Annotated in this window: 20 protein-coding genes; 17 read left to right on the top strand and 3 right to left on the bottom strand. The window is 71.5% G+C overall.

Annotation, left to right across the window (positions count from 1 at the left end):
- Window positions 1-56: 56 nt before the first annotated feature.
- The 6 genes from rpmI to pheT all read left to right on the top strand — a co-directional run bounded on the left by rpmI (window position 57) and on the right by pheT (window position 6,789).
- Window positions 57-251 carry a 50S ribosomal protein L35 gene (rpmI, locus tag SS2_RS09375; RefSeq protein WP_066463381.1) on the top strand — a complete coding sequence of 65 codons (195 nt, stop codon included), beginning with the start codon at window positions 57-59 and terminating at the stop codon, window positions 249-251.
- A 68-nt stretch (window positions 252-319) separates the two neighbouring features.
- The gene (gene rplT / locus SS2_RS09370; protein WP_066463379.1) at window positions 320-706 is read left to right on the top strand and encodes a 50S ribosomal protein L20; all 387 of its coding nucleotides are present in this window, start codon (window positions 320-322) and stop codon (window positions 704-706) included.
- 69 nt (window positions 707-775) lie between these two features.
- Window positions 776-1,624 (top strand): TrmH family RNA methyltransferase, encoded by an 849-nt coding sequence (locus SS2_RS09365; RefSeq protein WP_066463377.1) that lies wholly within the window; start codon window positions 776-778, stop codon window positions 1,622-1,624.
- A complete protein-coding gene (locus SS2_RS09360; RefSeq protein WP_245643483.1) occupies window positions 1,611-3,017 on the top strand; it encodes an amino acid permease in 1,407 nt (468 codons plus the stop codon). The genes SS2_RS09365 and SS2_RS09360 overlap by 14 nt, the downstream gene beginning before the upstream one ends.
- Window positions 3,018-3,067: 50 nt before the next feature.
- A complete protein-coding gene (pheS, locus tag SS2_RS09355; RefSeq protein ID WP_066463375.1) occupies window positions 3,068-4,204 on the top strand; it encodes a phenylalanine--tRNA ligase subunit alpha in 1,137 nt (378 codons plus the stop codon).
- Entirely contained in the window at window positions 4,204-6,789 is a 2,586-nt protein-coding gene (pheT, locus tag SS2_RS09350; protein WP_066463372.1) for a phenylalanine--tRNA ligase subunit beta, read from the top strand. The genes pheS and pheT overlap by 1 nt, the downstream gene beginning before the upstream one ends.
- A 168-nt stretch (window positions 6,790-6,957) precedes the next feature.
- Here pheT and SS2_RS09345 read toward each other — a convergent pair whose 3' ends face one another.
- Genes SS2_RS09345 through SS2_RS09335 form a run of 3 tightly spaced genes read right to left on the bottom strand, consistent with a single transcriptional unit; the run spans window position 6,958 to window position 9,101 of the window.
- Window positions 6,958-7,212, bottom strand: coding sequence for a hypothetical protein (locus tag SS2_RS09345; RefSeq protein WP_157607280.1), 255 nt, complete (start codon window positions 7,210-7,212; stop codon window positions 6,958-6,960).
- A gap of 21 nt (window positions 7,213-7,233) precedes the next feature.
- The gene (locus SS2_RS09340; RefSeq protein WP_066463365.1) at window positions 7,234-8,247 is read right to left on the bottom strand and encodes a quinone oxidoreductase family protein; all 1,014 of its coding nucleotides are present in this window, start codon (window positions 8,245-8,247) and stop codon (window positions 7,234-7,236) included.
- Window positions 8,244-9,101 carry an alpha/beta hydrolase gene (locus SS2_RS09335; RefSeq protein WP_083942084.1) on the bottom strand — a complete coding sequence of 286 codons (858 nt, stop codon included), beginning with the start codon at window positions 9,099-9,101 and terminating at the stop codon, window positions 8,244-8,246. The genes SS2_RS09340 and SS2_RS09335 overlap by 4 nt, the downstream gene beginning before the upstream one ends.
- A 50-nt stretch (window positions 9,102-9,151) precedes the next feature.
- Between SS2_RS09335 and argC the strand changes: the two genes are divergently transcribed.
- The 11 genes from argC to tyrS all read left to right on the top strand — a co-directional run bounded on the left by argC (window position 9,152) and on the right by tyrS (window position 20,738).
- Complete coding sequence (gene argC / locus SS2_RS09330) at window positions 9,152-10,228, top strand: N-acetyl-gamma-glutamyl-phosphate reductase (RefSeq protein WP_066463363.1); 1,077 nt, start codon at window positions 9,152-9,154, stop codon at window positions 10,226-10,228.
- A complete protein-coding gene (gene argJ / locus SS2_RS09325) occupies window positions 10,225-11,415 on the top strand; it encodes a bifunctional glutamate N-acetyltransferase/amino-acid acetyltransferase ArgJ (RefSeq protein WP_066463362.1) in 1,191 nt (396 codons plus the stop codon). Before argC ends, argJ begins: the two co-directional genes overlap by 4 nt.
- The gene (gene argB / locus SS2_RS09320) at window positions 11,412-12,383 is read left to right on the top strand and encodes an acetylglutamate kinase (protein WP_066463361.1); all 972 of its coding nucleotides are present in this window, start codon (window positions 11,412-11,414) and stop codon (window positions 12,381-12,383) included. Before argJ ends, argB begins: the two co-directional genes overlap by 4 nt.
- A gap of 35 nt (window positions 12,384-12,418) precedes the next feature.
- Complete coding sequence (locus SS2_RS09315; RefSeq protein WP_066463847.1) at window positions 12,419-13,684, top strand: acetylornithine transaminase; 1,266 nt, start codon at window positions 12,419-12,421, stop codon at window positions 13,682-13,684.
- Window positions 13,685-14,617, top strand: coding sequence for an ornithine carbamoyltransferase (gene argF / locus SS2_RS09310; RefSeq protein ID WP_066463360.1), 933 nt, complete (start codon window positions 13,685-13,687; stop codon window positions 14,615-14,617).
- Entirely contained in the window at window positions 14,614-15,141 is a 528-nt protein-coding gene (locus SS2_RS09305) for an arginine repressor (RefSeq protein WP_066463359.1), read from the top strand. The genes argF and SS2_RS09305 overlap by 4 nt, the downstream gene beginning before the upstream one ends.
- Window positions 15,142-15,250: 109 nt before the next feature.
- Window positions 15,251-16,495 (top strand): argininosuccinate synthase, encoded by a 1,245-nt coding sequence (locus SS2_RS09300; RefSeq protein WP_066463358.1) that lies wholly within the window; start codon window positions 15,251-15,253, stop codon window positions 16,493-16,495.
- A 1-nt stretch (window position 16,496) separates the two neighbouring features.
- A complete protein-coding gene (gene argH / locus SS2_RS09295) occupies window positions 16,497-17,984 on the top strand; it encodes an argininosuccinate lyase (protein ID WP_083942080.1) in 1,488 nt (495 codons plus the stop codon).
- Between the two features lie 111 nt (window positions 17,985-18,095).
- Window positions 18,096-18,662 (top strand): uridine kinase family protein, encoded by a 567-nt coding sequence (locus SS2_RS09290; RefSeq protein ID WP_066463357.1) that lies wholly within the window; start codon window positions 18,096-18,098, stop codon window positions 18,660-18,662.
- Between the two features lie 2 nt (window positions 18,663-18,664).
- Window positions 18,665-19,414 (top strand): DNA-3-methyladenine glycosylase, encoded by a 750-nt coding sequence (locus tag SS2_RS09285; protein ID WP_066463356.1) that lies wholly within the window; start codon window positions 18,665-18,667, stop codon window positions 19,412-19,414.
- 61 nt (window positions 19,415-19,475) lie between these two features.
- Entirely contained in the window at window positions 19,476-20,738 is a 1,263-nt protein-coding gene (gene tyrS, locus SS2_RS09280) for a tyrosine--tRNA ligase (RefSeq protein ID WP_066463352.1), read from the top strand.
- Window positions 20,739-20,912: the final 174 nt, after the last annotated feature.

Here is a 20,912-nt window from a genome sequence, read left to right as displayed (position 1 = left end):
ACCGACGTCGTGTGTCGATCCTGACACCTGACCAGACCCGAGGAGAAACGGCAGCCATGCCGAAGAACAAGACGCACTCCGGCGCGAAGAAGCGGTTCCGCATCACCGGTAGTGGAAAGGTCATGCGCGAGCAGGCCAACAAGCGCCACCTGCTCGAGCACAAGTCGAGCCGTCGCAAGCGCCGCCTGTCTGCTGACCTCGTTGTCAGCGCCGCCGACGTCCGCAAGATCAAGAAGCTGCTCGGTAAGTGATCTGCTGACGGCGAGCATCTGCTCGCCGACGGATTCCTTTTCCAGCCCCGAACTGCAAGGAGCATCACGTGGCACGCGTGAAGCGGGCGGTAAACGCCCAGAAGAAGCGTCGTACAACACTCGAGCGCGCCAAGGGTTACCGCGGCCAGCGCTCGCGCCTCTACCGTAAGGCGAAGGAGCAGGTCACTCACTCCCTCGTCTACGCCTACCGGGACCGCAAGAAGCGCAAGGGTGACTTCCGTCGCCTGTGGATCCAGCGCATCAACGCCGCTGCCCGCGCCGAGGGCATGACGTACAACCGTTTCATCCAGGGCCTCAAGGCCGCTGAGATCCAGGTTGACCGTCGTATCCTGGCCGAGCTCGCCGTCTCCGACGTCGCCGCGTTCAACGCGCTCGTCAAGCTCGCCAAGGCTGCGCTCCCCGCGGACGTCAACGCGCCCAAGGTTGCGGCCTGACCCTCAGCGTGACTGGAGCGCCCCAGCGGCGCACCACCTCACACGAGAGAATCACGGAACGCCCAGACAATGACTGAACTGACCAACATCCGCAGTGAGCGGGTGAAGATGGTTCGGTCGTTGGCTGGGCGTTCTGCTCGTTCCCGGGCGGGACGGTACCTCGTCGAAGGACCCCAAGGGGTCCGTGAGGCGGTGCGATTCGCCCCCTCGGCGATCCGCGACATCTACTTCACGCGCGAGTCCTACGACCGGTACACCGAGATCGTCGTGGAGGCCGAGCTGGCCGGGATGTTCACGCACGTGGCCTCCCAGGAGGTGCTCACGGCGATGAGCCCGGACGCCCAGGGCGTGCTGGCGGTGCTCGACCTGCCCGGGCCGTCCTCTCCGGAGGCCGCAGCCGGCGAGCTCGAGGCCTTGCTCGCCGCTGGACCGCGCCTCGTCGCGGTGCTGTCGAACGTGCGCGACCCTGGCAACGCCGGGGCGGTGATCCGTGCGGCCGACGCCGCCGGCGCCGACCTCGTCGTGCTGACCTCGGAGAGCGTGGACATCCACAGCCCCAAGGTGGTGCGTTCCACGGCCGGGTCCTTGTTCCACCTCCCGGTCGTCACCGGCCTGCCGCTGACCGAGATCGTCGCCGCGCTGAGCCGTCACTCTCTGACGACCCTGGCCGCGGACGGCGTGGGCAGCCTCGACCTCGACGACCTGCTCGACGTCGCAGGCACGGCCGCCCCGGGCGTGCCGGACCTGGCTCGTCCCTCCGCCTGGATCTTCGGGAACGAGGCGTGGGGGCTGCGCGAGGAGGAGCGCAGGCTCGCCGACGCCGTCGTGCGGGTCCCCATCCGCGGCAAGGCAGAGTCGCTCAACCTGGCGACCGCTGCCACCGTCTGCCTGTACGCGAGCTCTCGTGCCCAGCGCTAGCTCACCCGTGGGCGAGGTGGCTGAACCTGCCTCGAAGAACCTCTCGCACGGCCTCAAGGTGCGCCACCTGACCATGATGGGCCTGGGCTCGGCCATCGGGGCCGGGCTGTTCCTGGGCACCGGCGTCGGGATCAACGCGGCCGGGCCCGCGGTGCTGGTGTCCTACGCGATCGCCGGCCTGCTCGTCATCCTGCTCATGCGGATGCTCGCGGAGATGGCCTCGGCCGTCCCGTCCAGCGGTGCCTTCTCCCGCTACGCCGACCTCGCGATCGGACGGTGGGCCGGCTTCACCACCGGGTGGCTCTACTGGTTCATGCTCATCATGGTGCTGGGGGTGGAGATCACCGGCGCCTCGCGCATCGTCCATGGATGGGTGCCCGGCGTCCCGCAATGGGTGGTCGCCCTGGTCTTCGTCGCCGTGTTCGCGGTGGTCAACCTCTCCGTCGTCGCCCGGTTCGGGGAGTTCGAGTTCTGGTTCGCGGCCATCAAGGTCGCAGCCATCCTCGCCTTCCTCGTCGTCGGCGTGCTCGTGCTCACCGGGGTGATCACGGTGGACCAGGAGGTCGGCTTCACCGCGATGCTCAGCAACGGGGGCTTCGCGCCCAACGGCATCGCCGGGATCGCGGCGGGGCTGCTGGCGGTGGTCTTCGCCTTCGGTGGGATCGAGATCGTCACGATCGCGGCCGCGGAGTCTGACGACCCGGCTCGCAGCATCGCCAAGGCGGCCGCCAGCACGGTCTGGCGCATCCTCTTCTTCTACATCGGCTCCGTCATGGTCATGGTGCTCATCCTCCCGTGGGACTCCGCCGAGCTGGTGGCCGGTCCCTTCGTGGCGGTCTTGGCCATCGCCGGGATCCCCGGCGCGGTGACGGTCATGGAAGCGGTCGTGGTGATCGCGCTGCTCTCGGCCTTCAACGCCAACATCTACGCGACGTCGCGCATGGTGTTCTCGCTGTCCGAGCGCGGTGACGGGTCACCGTTCTTCACCCGCGTCTCCGCCAACGGCGTGCCCAGCCGGGCGGTGTGGACCTCGGTCGGCTTCGGCCTGGTCTCGGTGGGGCTCAACGCCTGGCTGCCGGACCAGATCCTGGGGATCCTCCTCAACGCGGTGGGGGCCACGCTGCTCCTGGTGTGGGCGATCATCGCCGTCTCCGAGCTGCGGCTGCGCCCGCGGCTGGAGGCCGACGGCACGCTGTCCCTGCGGATGTGGGCCTACCCCTTCCTCACCTGGTTCACCCTGGCGCTGCTCGCCGGGATCGCGGTCCTCATGCTCTTCGACGACGTCGCCAGCCGCCAGCTGGTCTCCGCGGTCGGGGTCGCCGCGATCATCGTGCTGGTCTACGCCGTGCGCACTGCGCTCCAGCGACGCCGACGCCGCGTCGAGGCCGACTAGAATCGCCTCACCGGTCCCTTGGGCCGTTCGTCAACGCTTGGAAGGCATGCATGTCCACCCCAGAACCGGCACACTCCGACGAGTCTGCTGCCTCCACCGAGGCTGTCACCCCCGCACCCGAGTCCTTCTCCCCGATCGACGCCGACGCCGCAGCGCGCGCGCTCGAGGTCGCGCTGGCCGCCATCGCGCAGGCGCACGACCTCGATGAGCTCAAGGCCGTGCGGATCGCCCAGACCGGTGACCGCAGCCCGCTGGCGCTGGCCAACCGGGAGATCGGCAAGCTCGCCCCGGCTGACAAGGCCACGGCCGGCAAGGTCCTCGGGCCCGTCCGTGCCGCGATCGGGAAGGCGCTGGCCGCTCGTCAGGTCGTCCTCGAGGCTGAGCGGGACGCCCGGGTGCTCGTCGAGGAGGCCGTGGACGTCACGCTGCCCGTCGATCGGCGCCCGTCCGGTGCGCGTCACCCTCTCGAGGTGCTCCAGGAGCACGTCGCGGACTTCTTCGTCTCCATGGGCTGGGAGATCGCAGAGGGGCCAGAGGTCGAGGCGGAGTGGTTCAACTTCGACGCGCTGAACTTCGGTCCCGACCACCCCGCGCGCCAGATGCAGGACACCTTCTTCGTCGAGGGTCCGGCGGACCCGGACGCCGCACAGGCTCCCGAGCCCGCGCACCTCGTGCTGCGCACCCACACCTCCCCGGTCCAGGCGCGCACCCTGCTCGAGCGCGACCTCCCCATCTACATCGCCTGCCCGGGCAAGGTGTTCCGCACCGACGAGCTCGACGCGACCCACACCCCGGTGTTCCACCAGGTCGAAGGGCTCGCGGTCGACAAGGGGCTGACCATGGCGCACCTGCTGGGCACCCTGGACCACTTCGCCAAGGCGATGTTCGGTCCGGACGCCAAGACCCGTCTGCGCCCGTCCTTCTTCCCGTTCACCGAGCCGAGCGCCGAGATGGACCTGTGGTTCCCGCAGAAGAAGGGCGGAGCGGGGTGGATCGAGTGGGGCGGCTGCGGCATGGTCAACCCCAACGTGCTGCTCGCGGCCGGCATCGACCCGGAGGTCTACTCCGGCTTCGCCTTCGGCATGGGCATCGAGCGCACGCTCATGCTCCGCCACGGGATCGCGGACATGCACGACATGGTGGAGGGCGACGTCCGCTTCTCCCAGCACTTCGGAATGGGTATCTGATGCCGTACATCTCACTGTCCTGGCTCGGCGAGCACGTCGAGCTGCCCGCTGACCTGACCGCGGAGCAGCTCGCCGCGGACCTCGTGCGGGTCGGGCTCGAGGAGGAGGGCGTGCACGGCGCCGCCGTCACCGGGCCGCTCGTCGTCGGGCAGGTCGTCTCCCTGGTCAAGGAAGAGCAGAAGAACGGCAAGGTCATCAACTGGTGCCAGGTCGACGTCGGGGTGCACAACGCCCTCGACGACGAGGGGCGCCCGACCGTCCCGCGCGGCATCATCTGCGGTGCGCACAACTTCGTCGCCGGTGACCGCGTCGTCGCCGCGCTGCCCGGCGCGGTGCTGCCCGGTCCCTTCCCGATCGCCTCGCGCAAGACCTACGGGCACATCTCCGACGGCATGATCTGCTCGGCCCGCGAGCTGGGCCTGGGGGAGGACCACGACGGCATCATCGTCCTGGACCGCTTCGGGTACACCGAGGAGAACGGCTACGACACGACGCCGGGCACCGATGCGATCGCCATGCTCGGCCTCGGCGAAGAGGTCCTGGAGATCAATGTGACCCCTGACCGGGGCTACTGCTTCTCCATGCGTGGGGTGGCACGGGAGTACTCGCACTCGACCGGTGCCGCCTTCACCGACCCGGGCCTGCCCCAGGGCCCGCTGCCTGAGCCCACGAGCGACGGCTTCGAGGTGGTCGTCGAGGACGTCGCACCGATCCACGCCCAGGTGGGCTGCGACCGCTTCGTCACCCGCATCGTGCGCGGCGTGGACGCCACGGCCCCGTCACCGGCGTGGATGCAACGACGCCTGACCCAGGCCGGCATGCGGCCAATCTCGTTGGCGGTCGACGTGACCAACTACGTCATGCTCGACCTGGGACAGCCGCTGCACGCCTACGACCTGGCGACGCTGGCTGCCCCGATCGTGGTGCGCCGGGCACACGAGGGGGAGCACCTGACCACCTTGGACGGCGTGGACCGCGCGCTGAGCACCGAGGACCTGCTCATCACCGACAGCGTCGGCGGGACCGGGGCACGCGTGCTCGGCCTGGCCGGGATCATGGGTGGCGCCGAGACCGAGGTCTCCGGGTCCACGACCGACGTGCTCATCGAGGCGGCGCACTTCGACCAGGTGTCCATCGCCCGCTCCGCGCGCCGGCACAAGCTGCCGAGCGAGGCAGCCAAGCGCTTCGAGCGCGGCGTCGACCCGTTGCTGCCCGCGGTGGCAGCCCAGCGCGTGGTGGACCTGCTCGTCGAGCTCGGCGGCGGCGTGGCCGACCCCGCGGTCAGCGACCTGAGCGACCTTCCCGAGCGTGAGCCCATCACCTTCGCCCTGTCCGAGCCCGAGCGGCTCGTGGGCGTGCCGTACACCGCCGACCAGGTGATCGGCGTGCTCCGCGAGATCGGCTGCGAGGTCTCCGAGATCGAGGGTGACGGGCCGGCCCGGGTCCGCGTCCTCACGCCGACGTGGCGCCCCGACCTCACCGGGTCCGCCGAGCTCGTCGAGGAGGTCGCCCGACTCGTCGGCTACGACAAGATCCCCTCGATCCTGCCGACCGCCCCGGCAGGTGGGGGACTGACCGCAGGGCAGCTCGCCCGCCGGTCGGTGGCCCGATCCTTGGCCGAGGCAGGTTTCGTGGAGACGCTCAGCTACCCGTTCATCGGGGCTGGGCAGCTCGACGAGCTGGGCATCGAGCAGGGCGACCCGCGTCGCTCGGCGCTGCGGGTGCTCAACCCGTTGTCCGCGGAGAAGAACCTCATGCGCACGAACCTCCTCGTGACGCTGCTGGACACCGCGCGGCGCAACGTCGCGCGTGGCACGACCGACCTGGCGATCTTCGAGATGGGTCTGGTGACCCGTCCCGTTGCCGGCAGCCCTGCGGCGCCGCAGCTGCCGGGTGCAGTGCGTCCCAGCGACGCCGAGCTCGCCGCCCTGCACGCCGGTGTCCCGGCCCAGCCGCGCCGCGTCGCCGGTCTGCTGGCCGGGCACCGTGACCTGCCGGGCTGGTGGGGCGCCGGGCGTCTGGCGGACTGGACCGACGCGATCTCAGCGGTCCGGCTCGTCGCCGACCGGCTGGGTGTCGATGTGGTCGTCTCGAGCGACCCGGACCACGCTCCGTGGCACCCGGGCCGCTGCGCGAAGATCACGCTCGCCGACGGCACGCCTGTGGGGCACGCGGGCGAGCTGCACCCGAAGGTCATCGAGCGGACCGGCCTGCCGGCCCGTGCGGTCGCCTTCGAGATCGACCTGGACGTGCTGCTCGCGGCAGCGCCCACCGAGCCGCGTCAGGGTGAGCCCGTCTCGACCTTCCCGCTGGCCAAGGAGGACCTCGCGCTCGTCGTCGACGCCGACGTCCCGGCTCAGGACGTCTTCGACGCCATCAGCGCCGGGGCGGGCGAGCTCCTCGAGGAGCTGCGTCTCTTCGACGTGTTCACCGGTGAGCAGGTGGGGGCGGGCAAGAAGTCCTTGGCCTTCTCCCTGCGCCTGCGCGCCAGCGACCGGACGCTGACCGCGGAGGACACCGCGGCGGTCCGCGAGGCCGCGGTCGCCGAGGCGCACGCCCGGTGCGGGGCTGAGCTGCGGGGTTGAGCGCAGGGTTGAGCGGCTGAGCGGCCGCCCGGCTGCGCCGCGAGTGCACGAGACCTCGATGGCCCGGATCCTCATGAGGATCCGGGCCATCGGCGTCGGGTCAGAGCGTGGGAGGTCAGCGACCGAGCGGTGGGTACGACGGGGGAGGTGAGTACCGGTCGCCCGGTGCTACGGCACCTCGTAGGCGCAGTCGTACCCCGGAGGCAGCCAGCGGAAGGTCGTCGTCACGTCGTCCACCGTCGCCCCGACGGGGGCGTTGGCGTAGCAGTCGGCCTTGGACTGGTCCAGTCCCACCTTGGCGAACCACGCGACGCCGACGACGGCGCTGAGGATCGCGACCACCGTGATGGCGACCCGGACCCCGCGGCTGGGGCCCGGACCTTGGTTCTCGTAGCCGCCGTCGGCCCAGGAGTTGTTCAGCATGGACACGAGGGTAGCCGGTGCTCAGGGCAGCAGCAGGACCTTGCCTGTGGTGCGTCGACCTTCCAGCGCGGCGTGCGCGGCTGCTGCCTCGGCCAGCGGGAACCGGGCACCGACCCGGACGGACAGGCGGCCCGCCAGCACGGCGTCGAACAGCTCGTCGGCGCGCTCCACCAGCTCGGCGCGGGTGGCTGTGTAGTCCCCGAGGGTGGGACGGGTGAGGTAGAGCGACCCGCTCGAGTTGAGCCGCTGGATGTCGAAGGGCGGCACCTGCCCCGACGACCCGCCGCACAGCACGAGCATGCCGCGCCGTCGCAGGCTCGCCAGGGAGGCGTCGAAGGTGTCCTTGCCGACGGAGTCGTAGACGACGTGCGCCCCGCCCTCCGTCGCCGCGCGCACCAGGGGAGGCAGCTCGGCGCTCAGGTCGGTCAGCTCGCGGTAGTTGATGACGTGGTGCGCCCCCGCAGCGCGGGAGAGCTCCGCCTTGGCCTCGGTGGAGACCGTGGTCACCACGCGCGCCCCACGAGCCACCGCGAGCTGGGTGAGCAGGAGGCCGACGCCGCCCGCACCGGCGTGGACCAGCACCTGGTCCCCGTCACGGATCGGGTACGTCGACGTCGCCAGGTAGTGGGCGGTCAGTCCTTGCAGCGGCAGGGCGGCCGCCACCTCCAGGTCGATCTGCGCCGGGACGGCCAGGGCGCGCTCCGCGGGCACCACGACGTATCCCGCGTAGGACCCCGGAGCGTCCGACCAGGCGACCCGGTCGCCGACGGCGAAGCCCTCCGTGCCGGGGCCGGCGTCGACCACCACGCCGGCGCCCTCGCTGCCCAGCACGCTGGGGTAGTCGATGCGGTAGACCCCGGAACGTCGATAGGTGTCGATGAAGTTCACGCCGGCCGCCGCGACGCGCACGAGCAGCTCACCCTCGCCCGGGACGGGGACGGGGATCTCGCGCAGCTCGAGCACCTCGGGGCCCCCTGCCCGGGTGGCCAGGACCGCGGCGGTGGTTGCGGGCGGGGACCCGGGGGAGGCGGTCATGACCTGGCTCCGGCCGTCGACCCGGCCGCCGACCCGGTCACGGCCGGGACGGCGGCCGTGATCGCGTCCTCGCCGATCATGTCCTTGCCGATCCCCTGCTCGCCGAGCCAGCGCAGGCACGCCTGCGTCCACTCCGCCGGTGCCCCTGCGTCCGGGGCAAGCCCCAGCCCGTGCGGCCCGCTCGGGTACACGTGCAGCTCGTAGCTCACGCCGGCCTGGCCCAGCGCACCGGCCAGCCGCAGGCTGTGCTCGACGCCGACCACGTCGTCGTCGGCGGTGTGCCACATGAAGACCGGCGGCGTGTCCGCGCCGACGCGACGCTCGACGCTGAGGGAGGTGGCGAGGGTGGCGTCGTCGGCGTCGGCGCCCAGCAGGTTCCGGCGCGAGCCGAGGTGCGGCAGGTCGGTCATGGAGACCACCGGGTAGCACAGCACGCCGGCGTCGGGGCGGGCGGCGGTGACGTCGGGGAGGTCGGCGACGTCGCCGTCCCACCCCGCCAGGGCCACCGCGATCTCCTCCTCGGTCGCGGTCAGGGCCGTCCCGGCCAGGTGGGCCCCGGCGCTGAAGCCCAGCACCGCGATCGGTCCCTCGACCGGCCCGTGCACCCCGGCGCGCAGCTCGGCCAGCGCGCGCAGGACCTGGCCCAGCGCCTGGGGGTAGGTCGCCGGTGCGACCGCGTAGTCGAGATACCCGCAGGCGATGCCGTGGGCTGCCAGCCATGCGGTGACGTCGAGGAACTCGTGCTCGGCCCTGAAGGCGTAGCCGCCTCCGGCGAGCACGAGGACAAAGCCGCTGGTGGAGCCGTGGACTGCCCGGTCAGGTGCCGGGAGGACGGTCAGGAGAGCGCTGGTCATGGAACGAGCCTAGCGCGGGTGTGTATCAACTCGCATGGGTGTGTATTGTTATGCATATGAGTTTCACAGTGGCAGTTGCAGGCGCGAGCGGGTACGCAGGTGGAGAGACCCTGCGGATCCTCGCCGACCACCCCGAGATCGAGATCGGTGCCCTCACCGCTCACTCCAACGCAGGCACCCAGCTGGGCCTGCACCAGCCCCACATCCGTGCGCTCGCAGACCGGGTGCTGGCGCCCACCGACGTGGAGAACCTCCTCGGCCACGACGTCGTGGTGCTCGCGCTGCCGCACGGCGCCTCCGGCGAGATCGCCGCCCAGCTGCCCCCGGACGTCCTCGTCATCGACCTCGGCGCGGACCACCGCCTCGTGGACCCGCAGGCCTGGACCGACTACTACGGCACCCCGCACGCCGGGACCTGGCCCTACGGGCTCCCCGAGCTGCTGCGCGCCGACGGCATCGACGGCGAGCTGACCAAGCAGCGCGAGCTGCTCGCCGGCGCCCGCCGCATCGCCGTCCCCGGGTGCAACGTCACCGCCGTCACCCTCGGCCTGCAGCCGGGCGTCGCGGCCGGTCTGCTCAGCGCCCAGGACCTCGTCGCCGTCCTCGCCGTCGGCTACTCCGGCGCGGGCAAGACGCTCAAGACCCACCTGCTCGCCTCGGAGGCGCTCGGCTCGGCCCAGCCCTACGCCGTGGGCGGCAGCCACCGCCACATCCCCGAGATCGAGCAGAACCTGCAGATCGCCGGGGCCGGACAGGTCACCGTCTCCTTCACCCCGGTGCTCGTCCCGATGTCCCGCGGCATCCTCGCCACCGCGACCGCGCGGCTGGCCCCCGGCCACGAGGACATCTCCCTGCCCCAGCTGCGCCAGGCCTGGGAGCAGGCCTACGTCGGCGAGCCCTTCGTCGAGCTCATGCCCGAGGGCCAGTGGCCCACCACCGCGATGACCACGGGCGCCAACACCGCCCTCGTCCAGGTGGCGATCGACCGCCGCGCCGGGCGCGTGGTCACCGTCACCGCGATCGACAACCTCGTCAAAGGCACCGCAGGCGGCGCCGTCCAGTCCATGAACATCGCCCTCGGTCTGCCGCAGACCCTCGGCCTCACCGCACAAGGAGTCGCGCCGTGAGCGTTACCGCAGCCCAAGGATTCCGGGCCTCCGGGGTCGTCGCCGGCCTGAAGTCCACCGGCAAGCCCGATGTCGCCGTCGTGGTCAACGACGGCCCGCTCGACGTGGCCGCCGCGGTCTTCACCACCAACCGCGTCTTCGCCGCCCCCGTCGCCTGGTCTCGCCAGGTGGTCGCCGACGGCCGGGCCACCTCCGTGGTGCTCAACTCCGGCGGGGCCAACGCCTGCACCGGCCCCGAGGGCTTCGCCGACACCCACCGCACCGCCGAGCACCTCGCCGCCGCGCTCGAGAGCTCGGCGGGGGACACCCTGGTCTGCTCGACCGGCCTCATCGGTGAGCGCCTGCCCATGGACACGCTCCTCGCCGGGGTGGACGACGCCGTCGCCCAGCTCGCCGGCAACGGCGGCTTCCTCGCCGCCGCTGCCATCATGACCACCGACACGGTGCCCAAGACCGTGGCGATCACCGGCGGCCTCGAGCCCGCCGAGCCCGGCGCCCCGACGTGGACCGTCGGCGGCATGGCCAAGGGCGCGGGCATGCTCGCCCCCGGCCTGGCCACCATGCTCTGCGTGCTGACCACGGACGCCGTCGTCGACTCCGCGACCGCCGACGCCGCCCTGCGCGAGGCCACCCGGCTCACCTTCGACCGGGTGGACTCCGACGGCTGCATGTCCACCAACGACACCGTCATCCTGCTCGCCTCCGGTGCGAGCGGCCTGACCGCCACCGCTGACGAGCTCACCACCGCGCTCACCGCCGCCTGCGCGTCGCTGTCCCGCCAGCTCGTGGCCGACGCCGAGGGCGCCAGCCACGACATCGCCGTCGAGGTCGTCGGAGCGGACTCCGAGGCCGCGGCCGTGGCGGTGGCCCGTGCGGTCACCCGCTCCAACCTCTTCAAGGCAGCCGTCTTCGGCAACGACCCCAACTGGGGCCGGGTCCTCTCGGCCGTGGGTACGGTCCCCGTCTCCGTCGCCGCCTTCGACGCCGACCTCCTCGACGTCTCGATCAACGGCGTCCAGGTGTGCCGCGCCGGGGGAGTGGGTGAGGACCGCGCCCTCGTCGACCTCGCCGGCCAGCGCGAGGTGCGGGTGCTCATCGACCTGCACGCCGGGGACGCCGCCGCGACCGTGTGGACCAACGACCTCACGCACGACTACGTCCACGAGAACAGCGCGTACTCCTCATGACGGCGCCCACCGCTCTCGACTTCTCCCAGATGGACGTCGGCGCCGACCTCACCCCCGCCCAGAAGGCCGAGGTCCTCCTCGAGGCCCTGCCGTGGCTCAAGGAGTTCAACGGCGCGCTCGTCGTCATCAAGTACGGCGGCAACGCCATGATCGACGACTCCCTCAAGGCTGCCTTCGCCCAGGACATGGTCTTCCTGCGCCAGGTGGGGCTGCACCCCGTCGTCGTGCACGGCGGCGGCCCGCAGATCTCCGAGATGCTCGGCCGCCTGGGTATCCCGAGCGAGTTCCGCGGCGGGCTGCGGGTGACCACCCCCGAGGCCATGGAGGTCGTGCGGATGGTGCTCACCGGCAAGGTCTCCCGCGAGCTCGTCGGCCTCCTCAACGCCCACGGCCCCTACGCCGTCGGGCTCTCCGGTGAGGACGGCGGCCTGCTCCGCGCCCGCCGCCGTCACGCGACCGTGGACGGGCAGGCCGTGGACGTCGGCCTGGTCGGCGACGTCGTCGAGGTGGACCCGAGCGCCGTCCAGGACCTGCTCGACGCCGGCCGCATCCCCGTGGTCTCGACCATCGCCCCTGACATCGAGGACCCCACCCAGGTGCTCAACGTCAACGCGGACACCGCCGCCGCGGCCCTGGCCGTCGCCCTCGGTGCGCGCAAGCTCATCGTGCTCACCGACGTCGAGGGCCTGTACACCTCGTGGCCCGACCGCAGCTCCCTCGCCAGCGAGATCGGCGCGGGCGCGCTCGCAGAACTGCTGCCCTCCCTCGAGTCGGGCATGGTCCCCAAGATGGAGGCGTGCCTGCGCGCCGTGCTCGGCGGCGTCCGCGAGGCGCACGTCATCGACGGGCGGGTCGCGCACTCCATCCTCATGGAGGTCTTCACCACCAAGGGCATCGGCACCATGGTCGTGCCCGACGACGATACCCAGACCCCCGCCACGACCATCCAGAACGGAGCTCCCGCGTGAGCGACCAGACCGCCCCGAGCGCCGCCAGCGCGCCGGTGGCCCCCGCCGACTCCTCCGCCGTGCAGCCGGCTGCGGGCTCCGCGGCCGAGTGGACCCAGCGCTACAGCGGCGCCGTCATGGACACCTTCGGCCCGCCGCAGCGCGTGCTGGTGCGCGGCGAGGGCGCCTACGTCTGGGACGCGGACGGCACGCGATACCTCGACCTGCTCGCCGGCATCGCGGTCAACGCCCTCGGCCACGCCCACCCCACGCTCACCGCGGCGATCAGCGCCCAGCTGGGCACGCTCGGGCACGTGTCGAACTTCTTCGGCACCCCCACCCAGATCGCGCTGGCCGAGCGTCTGCTCGACCTCGCCCAGGCACCCGAGGGCTCGCGGGTCTTCTTCACGAACTCCGGCACCGAAGCCAACGAGGCTGCCTTCAAGATGGCTCGTCGTACCGGCCGGCCGCGGATCCTGGCCCTGGAGGGCAGCTTCCACGGTCGCACCATGGGCGCCCTGGCACTGACCTCCAAGGCCGCCTACCGGGCACCCTTCGAGCCGCTGCCCGGGGGCGTGGAGTTCCTGCCCTTCGGCGACCTCGACGCCCTGGAGGCCGTCTTCTCCGGCGACCCGGCGACGAGCGACATCGCCGCCTTCTTCATCGAGCCCATCCAGGGTGAGGCCGGTGTGCGGCCGTTGCCTGCCGGCTACCTGGCCCGGGCCCGCGAGCTCACCCGTGCCCACGGCGCCCTGCTCGTCCTGGACGAGGTGCAGACCGGCATGGGCCGCACCGGCACCTGGATGGCCCACCACCTCGCGCAGGTGGGCGGCTCCGTCGTGCCCGACGTCGTCACCCTGGCCAAGGGCCTGGGCGGCGGCTTCCCGATCGGCGCGGTCGTCGCCTACGGCGACCGTGCCGCGACGCTGCTCGGCCGCGGCCAGCACGGCACGACCTTCGGCGGGAACCCGGTGGCCGCCGCGGCCGCGCTGGCCACCATCGGCGTGATCGAGCGGGACGGCCTGCTCGCCCACGTCCGGGAGGTCGGCAGCTACCTGCGTGAGCAGGTCGGCTCCCTCGGCCACCCCCTGGTGACCGCCGCCCGCGGTGAAGGTCTCCTCGTGGCGATCGAGCTCAGCGCTCCGGTCGCCCCCGTGGTGGCGGCGCGAGCACTGGACGCCGGCTTCATCGTCAACCCGGTGACCCCGACCGCCCTGCGGCTGGCGCCCCCGCTCATCCTCACCCGCGACCAGGTCGACGACTTCGTCGCCTTCCTCGCAGCCTTGCCCACGACCGCTGCCGACCTCACCCCGGAGGCCTAGATGACCCGCCACTTCCTGCGCGACGACGACCTCACGCCCGCCGAGCAGTCCGAGGTGCTCGAGCTTGCCCTCGCCTTCCAGGACGACCGACAGGCGCGCACCCCGCTGGCCGGCCCGCGGGCTGTCGCCGTCATCTTCGACAAGCCCACCCTGCGCACGCAGGTGTCGTTCAGCACCGGCATCGCCGAGCTCGGTGGTTTCCCGCTCGTCGTGGACGGCAAGCTCGCCCAGATCGGTACGCGGGAGTCCATCTCCGACACAGCCAAGGTGCTCGGCCGGCAGGTCTCGATGATCGTCTGGCGCACCCATGCCCAGGCTCGCATCGAGGAGATGGCGCAGGTCGGGGGGGTCCCGGTGGTCAACGCCCTCACCGACGACTTCCACCCGTGCCAGATCCTTGCGGACCTGACGACCCTCGCGAAGCACTGGGGAGGGGTCGAGTCGCTGCGCGGCAAGACCCTCGCCTACGTCGGTGACGGAGCCAACAACATGTCGCACTCGTACCTGCTGGGCGGGGCGACCGCCGGCATGCACGTGCGCATCGGCACCCCGGCCGGGTACCAGCCAGACCCGCAGATCCTTGCCGACGCGGCTGCCGTCGCCGCCCAGACCGGCGGATCGGTCGTGGTGACCGCAGACGCAGCCGAGGCCGTCCGGGGAGCCGACGCCGTCGCGACCGACACCTGGGTGTCGATGGGGGACGAGGACACCGCCGCTGAGCGCGCCGAGCCCTTCCGGCCCTTCCAGGTGAACTCGGAGCTGCTCACCCACGCCGCCCCCGACGCCGTCGTGCTGCACTGCCTGCCGGCCTACCGCGGCAAGGAGATCACCGCTGAGGTGATCGACGGCCCGCAGTCGGTCGTGTGGGACGAGGCCGAGAACCGCCTGCACGCCCAGAAGGCGCTGCTGACCTGGTTGCTGGAGCACCCGTGACCATCAGCGCCGGGCCGACCGCGAGCGTGCCGGCGACCAAGGCGGCCCGGCACGCCCGGATCGTCCAGCTGCTGGTCCGCGAGCAGATCCACTCCCAGGCAGAGCTCGCCCGGGCCCTCGCCCGGGACGGTCTGCACGTGACCCAGGCGACCTTGTCGCGTGACCTCATCGAGCTGCGCGCAGAGAAGGTGCGCACCGCCTCGGGGGTGCTCGTCTACGCGGTGCCCGGTGAGGGCGGGGACCGCAGCGTGCAGGCCACCCGGGACGCGGAGTACCTGGCAGCGCGCCTGGCACGGCTGTGCGGCGAGCTGCTCGTCTCGGCGGAGAGCTCGGCCAACCTCGTCGTGCTGCGCACGCCGCCGGGAGCCGCGCAGTACCTCGCCTCGGCGATCGACCACTCGGTCCTGCCCGGGGTGCTCGGCACGATCGCCGGTGACGACACCGTCCTGGTGATCGCCCGGGACGCCGACGGCGGCGACGAGCTCGCCGCCCGGTTCGTCGCCCTGGCGAGCGACAACCTGTGACCCACGGGTCTGCAGGCCTTCCAGACCTGTCCTCGACGACCGGCGGTCACGACCGCCGCGCCGGGGATGACAGACTTGACCTATTCACCACGTGAGAAAGAGAAGTGCAATGACTGAACGCGTCGTGCTCGCCTATTCCGGCGGCCTGGACACCTCTGTTGCCATCGGATGGATCGCTGAGCGCACCGGCGCCGAGGTGATCGCCGTGGCGGTCGACGTCGGCCAGGGTGGTGAGGACCTCGAGGTCATCCGTCAGCGCGCCCTCGACTGCGGCGCGGTGGAGGCCTATGTGGCCGACGCCCGCGACGAGTTCGCCGAGGAGTACTGCATGCCGGCGCTGCGCGCCAACGCTCTCTACCTCGACCGGTACCCCCTCGTCTCGGCCATCTCGCGCCCGATCATCGTCAAGCACCTCGTGCGCGCCGCTCGCCAGTTCGACGCGCAGACCGTCGCGCACGGCTGCACCGGCAAGGGCAACGACCAGGTCCGCTTCGAGGTGGGCATCACCTCCCTCGCCCCGGACCTCAAGTGCCTCGCACCGGTCCGTGACCTCGCGCTGACGCGTGAGAAGGCCATCGCCTACGCCGAGAAGCACAACCTGCCGATCGCCACGACGAAGCACAACCCCTTCTCGATCGACCAGAACGTGTGGGGCCGCGCGGTGGAGACCGGGTTCCTCGAGGACATCTGGAACGCACCGACCAAGGACGTCTACAACTACACCGACGACCCCACGTTCCCGCCCGTCGCGGACGAGGTCATCATCACCTTCGACCAGGGCATCCCCGTCGCCCTGGACGGCGTTCCGGTCACCCCGCTGCAGGCCATCCAGGAGATGAACCGTCGCGCCGGTGCCCAGGGCGTGGGCCGCATCGACATCGTCGAGGACCGTCTGGTGGGCATCAAGTCCCGCGAGATCTACGAGGCGCCGGGCGCCATGGCCCTCATCGCCGCGCACCAGGAGCTCGAGAACGTCACGGTCGAGCGCGAGCAGGCCCGCTTCAAGCGCACGGTCGAGCAGCGCTGGACCGAGCTGGTCTACGACGGCATGTGGTTCTCGCCGCTGAAGAAGTCCCTCGAGACCTTCATCGACGACACCCAGCGTTACGTCTCCGGTGAGATCCGCATGGTGCTGCACGGTGGCCGCGCGACGGTGACCGGTCGCCGCTCCGAGGCGAGCCTCTACGACTTCAACCTCGCCACCTACGACGAGGGCGACACTTTCGACCAGAGCCAGGCCCGCGGCTTCATCGAGATCTTCGGCCTCACCGCCAAGCTCTCCGCGGCCCGCGACGTGAAGTTCGGCAACGGCGTGGACCTGTCCGGGTCCACCTTGCCGGCCAGCCAGGCCTGAGATGTCTGACGCCACGACCCCCGCGGGGGAGCAGCCGACCGGGCCGGACGTCACGACGTCCGGCTCGGCGGCTGTCGGTGCGCAGGCTCCTGTGAGCCTGTGGGGTGGCCGGTTCGCCGGCGGACCGTCCGAGGCGCTCCAGGCGCTGTCGCAGTCGACGCACTTCGACTGGCGCCTGGCCCAGCAGGACATCACCGGCTCCCGAGCCCATGCCCGGGTGCTGCACACCGCCGGTCTGCTGACCGACGACGAGCTGGCGCAGATGCTCGCCGGGCTCGACGCGCTCTCCGAGGACGTGCGGACCGGTGCGTTCCTGCCGTTGCTCGCCGACGAGGACGTGCACACCGCCCTCGAGCGCGGCCTCATCGAGCGGGCTGGGCCCGAGGTCGGCGGCAAGCTGCGGGCCGGGCGCTCGCGCAACGACCAGATCGCCACGCTCGTGCGGATGTACCTGCGCGACGAGGCCAAGGTCATCGCCGGACTGGTGCTGGACGTCGCGGACGCGCTCATCGCCCAGGCGGAGGCGCACCCTGGGGCGGCTATGCCTGGACGGACGCACCTGCAGCACGCGCAGCCGGTCCTGCTCGCCCACCACCTGCTTGCTCACGTGTGGCCGCTGCTGCGCGACGTCGACCGCTACATCGACTGGGACATGCGGGCGGCGCGCTCGCCCTACGGCTCCGGTGCCCTGGCCGGGTCCTCCCTGGGTCTCGACCCCGAGGCCGTCGCAGCCGAGCTCGGCTTCGACCGTGCGGTGGAGAACTCGATCGACGGCACGGCCAGCCGTGACTCGGTGGCCGAGTTCGCCTTCGTCTCGGCGATGCTCGGGATCGACCTGTCGCGCTTCGCCGAAGAGATCATCATCTGGAACACCAAGGAGTTCGGCTTCGTCCGCCTGGACGACGCCTTCTCCACGGGCTCCTCGATCATGCCGCAGAAGAAGAACCCGGACATCGCCGAGCTCGCGCGCGGCAAGGCCGGGCGGCTCATCGGCGACCTCACCGGCCTGCTGGCCACGCTCAAGGGCCTGCCGCTCGCGTACAACCGCGACCTGCAGGAGGACAAGGAGCCGGTCTTCGACCAGGTGGACACGCTCACCGTCCTGCTGCCGGCCTTCGCCGGCATGGTCTCCACGATGACGTTCAACACCGAGCGGATGGCCGAGCTCGCCCCGCAGGGCTTCTCGCTGGCCACCGACATCGCTGAGTGGCTGGTCCGCCAGGGCGTCCCGTTCCGGGTCGCCCACGAGGTGGCAGGCGCCTGCGTCAAGGTCTGCGAGGACCGCGGCATCGAGCTGTGGGACCTGTCCGACGCCGACCTCCTCGCCATCTCCGAGCACCTCACCCCCGGGGTCCGCGAGGTCCTCACGGTCGACGGTTCGCTGGCCTCCCGCAACGCGGTGGGCGGCACCGCCCCCGAGCGGGTGGCTGAGCAGCTCGAGGAGGCCAAGGTCCAGGTGGCCGAGTATCGCTTCTGGGTCAACGGCTAGGCCGACCACGCACGAGACGACGGAGGGGGCGGTCATGGCTGAAGTCATCATGACCGGCCCCTTCGTCGTCCCGTCCAGCACGACCCCTCCCGCCCTGAACGGAGTGTGCCCATGACCGTCTCCGACCCCGTCCTGACCGAGCTCGTCTCCGCGATCGAGGCCGCCCCGGCCGGCCTGGGCGGCTGCCGCCTGGTCTGCGTCGACGGCCCGGCCGGCTCGGGCAAGACGACGCTGGCCGCCCAGCTCGCGTGGTCCCTCAACTGCCAGGTGGTCCACATGGACGACCTCTACCCCGGGTGGACGGGCATGGAGCAGGGGGCTGCGCTGCTGCGCGACTGGGTGCTCGACCCCCTCGCGCACGGGGTCCCCGGCCGCTACCAGCGCTACGACTGGCCGCTGGGCACCTACGCCGAACGGCACACAGTGCCCCTCGCTGACGTGCTGATCGTCGAGGGCTGCCACTCCGCGGCGCTCTCGGTCGACGACTTCGCCCCCGTCATCATCTGGGTCGAGGCCGACGACGACGTCCGGCTCGCCCGCGGCCTGGAGCGTGACGGAGCCGACGCCGCCGAGCAGTGGACCCGGTGGATGGCGACCGAGCGCGAGCTCTACGCGGCCCACCGCACCCGTGAGCGTGCGCACCTGCGCATCGACGGCGTCGGCCGCCTGGTGAACTGATCGTGTCCGGGTCTGAGACTGCTGCCGCCGCGGCTGCTGGTGCCCCTACCGCCCCCGCCGATGCGCCCGGGTGGACCCCGGACCGCGCGTGGTTCGCCCGGCCCGGCCTCGAGGTCGCCCGGGACCTCCTCGGCGCTCTGGTCACCCGCCGCGCCCCGGAGGGAGACGTGACGGTGCGCATCACCGAGGTCGAGGCGTACCAGGGGGAGCAGGATCCCGGCTCGCACGCCTACCGCGGCCGCACGAGCCGCAACGCGGTGATGTTCGGTGAGGCCGGGCACCTGTACACCTACCGCCACCTCGGCCTGCACACGTGCATGAACGTCGTCTGCGGCGCGGACGGGGAGGCGTCGGCGGTCCTGCTGCGCGCCGCAGAGGTGGTGGCCGGGGAACCGGTGGCCTGGGGCCGCCGGGCGGCCGCCGGGTCGGTGACCCGGGCCGTGGACCTCGCGCGCGGTCCGGCGCGGCTGACGGTCGCCCTCGGGGTCACCATGGCCGACTACGGGATGGACCTGCTCAGCCCGGACTCCACGGTGACGATCGAGCTGCCCCGTGCGCAGGGGACCGAGCGAGCCACCGCAGGACCGGTGCCTGACGACGCGGTCAGCCGCGGCCCGCGGGTGGGTGTGGCCGGCGCGGGCGGCGACGGCATGCTCTTCCCGTGGCGGCTGTGGATCACCGACGACCCGGCGGTCTCGGCCTACCGACGGGCGCCGCTACCGCGCTCACGATCCGGCCCACGTTCTCGCTGACGTCCATGACACGGCAGACTAGGGGTGCGTCGTTCGTGGCGCGCGAACCGAAGGAGCAGTAGTGAGCAACGTTCTTGATGAACTCACCTGGCGCGGACTGGTCGCTCAGACCACCGACGTCGAGGCTTTGCGTGAGGCTCTGGAGAGCGGTCCGATCACGTATTACTGCGGCTTCGACCCGACCGCGCCGAGCCTGCACCACGGCCACCTCGTCCAGCTCATCCTGCTGCGTCACCTCCAGCTCGCCGGGCACCGCCCCATCGCGCTGGTCGGTGGGGCGACGGGCCTGATCGGCGACCCGCGGATGTCGGGGGAGCGGGTGCTCAACTCCAAGGACACCGTGGCGGAGTGGGTCGAGCGGCTGCAGGCGCAGATCTCGCCGTTCCTGTCCTTCGAGGGCGCCAACGCCGCGCGCATCGTCAACAACCTCGACTGGACCGGGGAGCTGTCGGCCATCGACTTCCTGCGGGACATCGGCAAGCACTTCCGCCTGGGGACCATGCTCGCCAAGGACACCGTGGCCCGCAGGCTGGCCAGCGACGAAGGGCTGTCCTTCACCGAGTTCAGCTACCAGATCCTGCAGGGCATGGACTTCCTCGAGCTCAACCGCCGCCACGGCTGCACCCTGCAGACCGGGGGGAACGATCAGTGGGGCAACCTGCTGGCCGGGGTCGAGCTCATCCGCAAGTCGGACAAGGTCGCGGTGCACGCCTTGACCACCCCGCTCATCACCAAGGCGGACGGCACGAAGTTCGGCAAGACCGAGGGCGGCGCGGTGTGGTTGGCCCCGGACATGATGAGCCCGTACGCCTTCTACCAGTACTGGATCAACGCGGCCGACGCCGACGTCATCGGCTGGCTCAAGACCTTCACCTTCCGTACCCGGGAGGAGATCGCCGAGATCGAGCAGGCGATGGCTGAGCGTCCCCAGGACCGGTTGGCGCAGAAGGTGCTGGCCGGCGACGTCACGACGATGGTGCACGGGGAGCGCGCGACCGCCCAGGCGATCGCGGCCAGCTCGGCGCTGTTCGGGCGGGGTGAGCTGACGGACCTCGACCCGGAGACGGTCGAGGCAGCTGTGGCTGAGCTGCCGTCGGCGGACGCCAGCATCGGTGACTCGATCGTCGACCTCATGGTCGCCAGCGGGTTGGTGGCCTCCAAGGCCGCCGCCCGTCGTGCGGTCGCCGAGGGGGGCGCCTACGTCAACAACGTCAAGGTCGCGGGGGAGGACGCGGTCCTGACCGCGGACGAGCTGCTCGACGGCCGGTTCGCCGTGCTGCGCCGCGGCAAGAAGACGCTCGCCGTGGTCCGGGTCGCCCACTAGCCCCACCCCGCAGACCCCGCCCCGCCCGACGCCGGCCCGTCTCCCTCAGGGGGACGGGCCGGCGTCGTCGTGTGGTCGCGGTCACGTGTCATCGAGTTGACGGCACCTCTGGCGGCGACGTAATCTTCTGGATGTCAGCCCGACTGGGAGGCACAGACACCACTGCGAAGCTCG

The organism is Sanguibacter suarezii NBRC 16159 (genome assembly GCF_001552735.1).
In the GTDB taxonomy this organism is placed as follows: Bacteria; Actinomycetota; Actinomycetes; order Actinomycetales; family Cellulomonadaceae; genus Sanguibacter; species Sanguibacter suarezii.
This window is presented reverse-complemented; position numbering and strand designations above follow the sequence as displayed.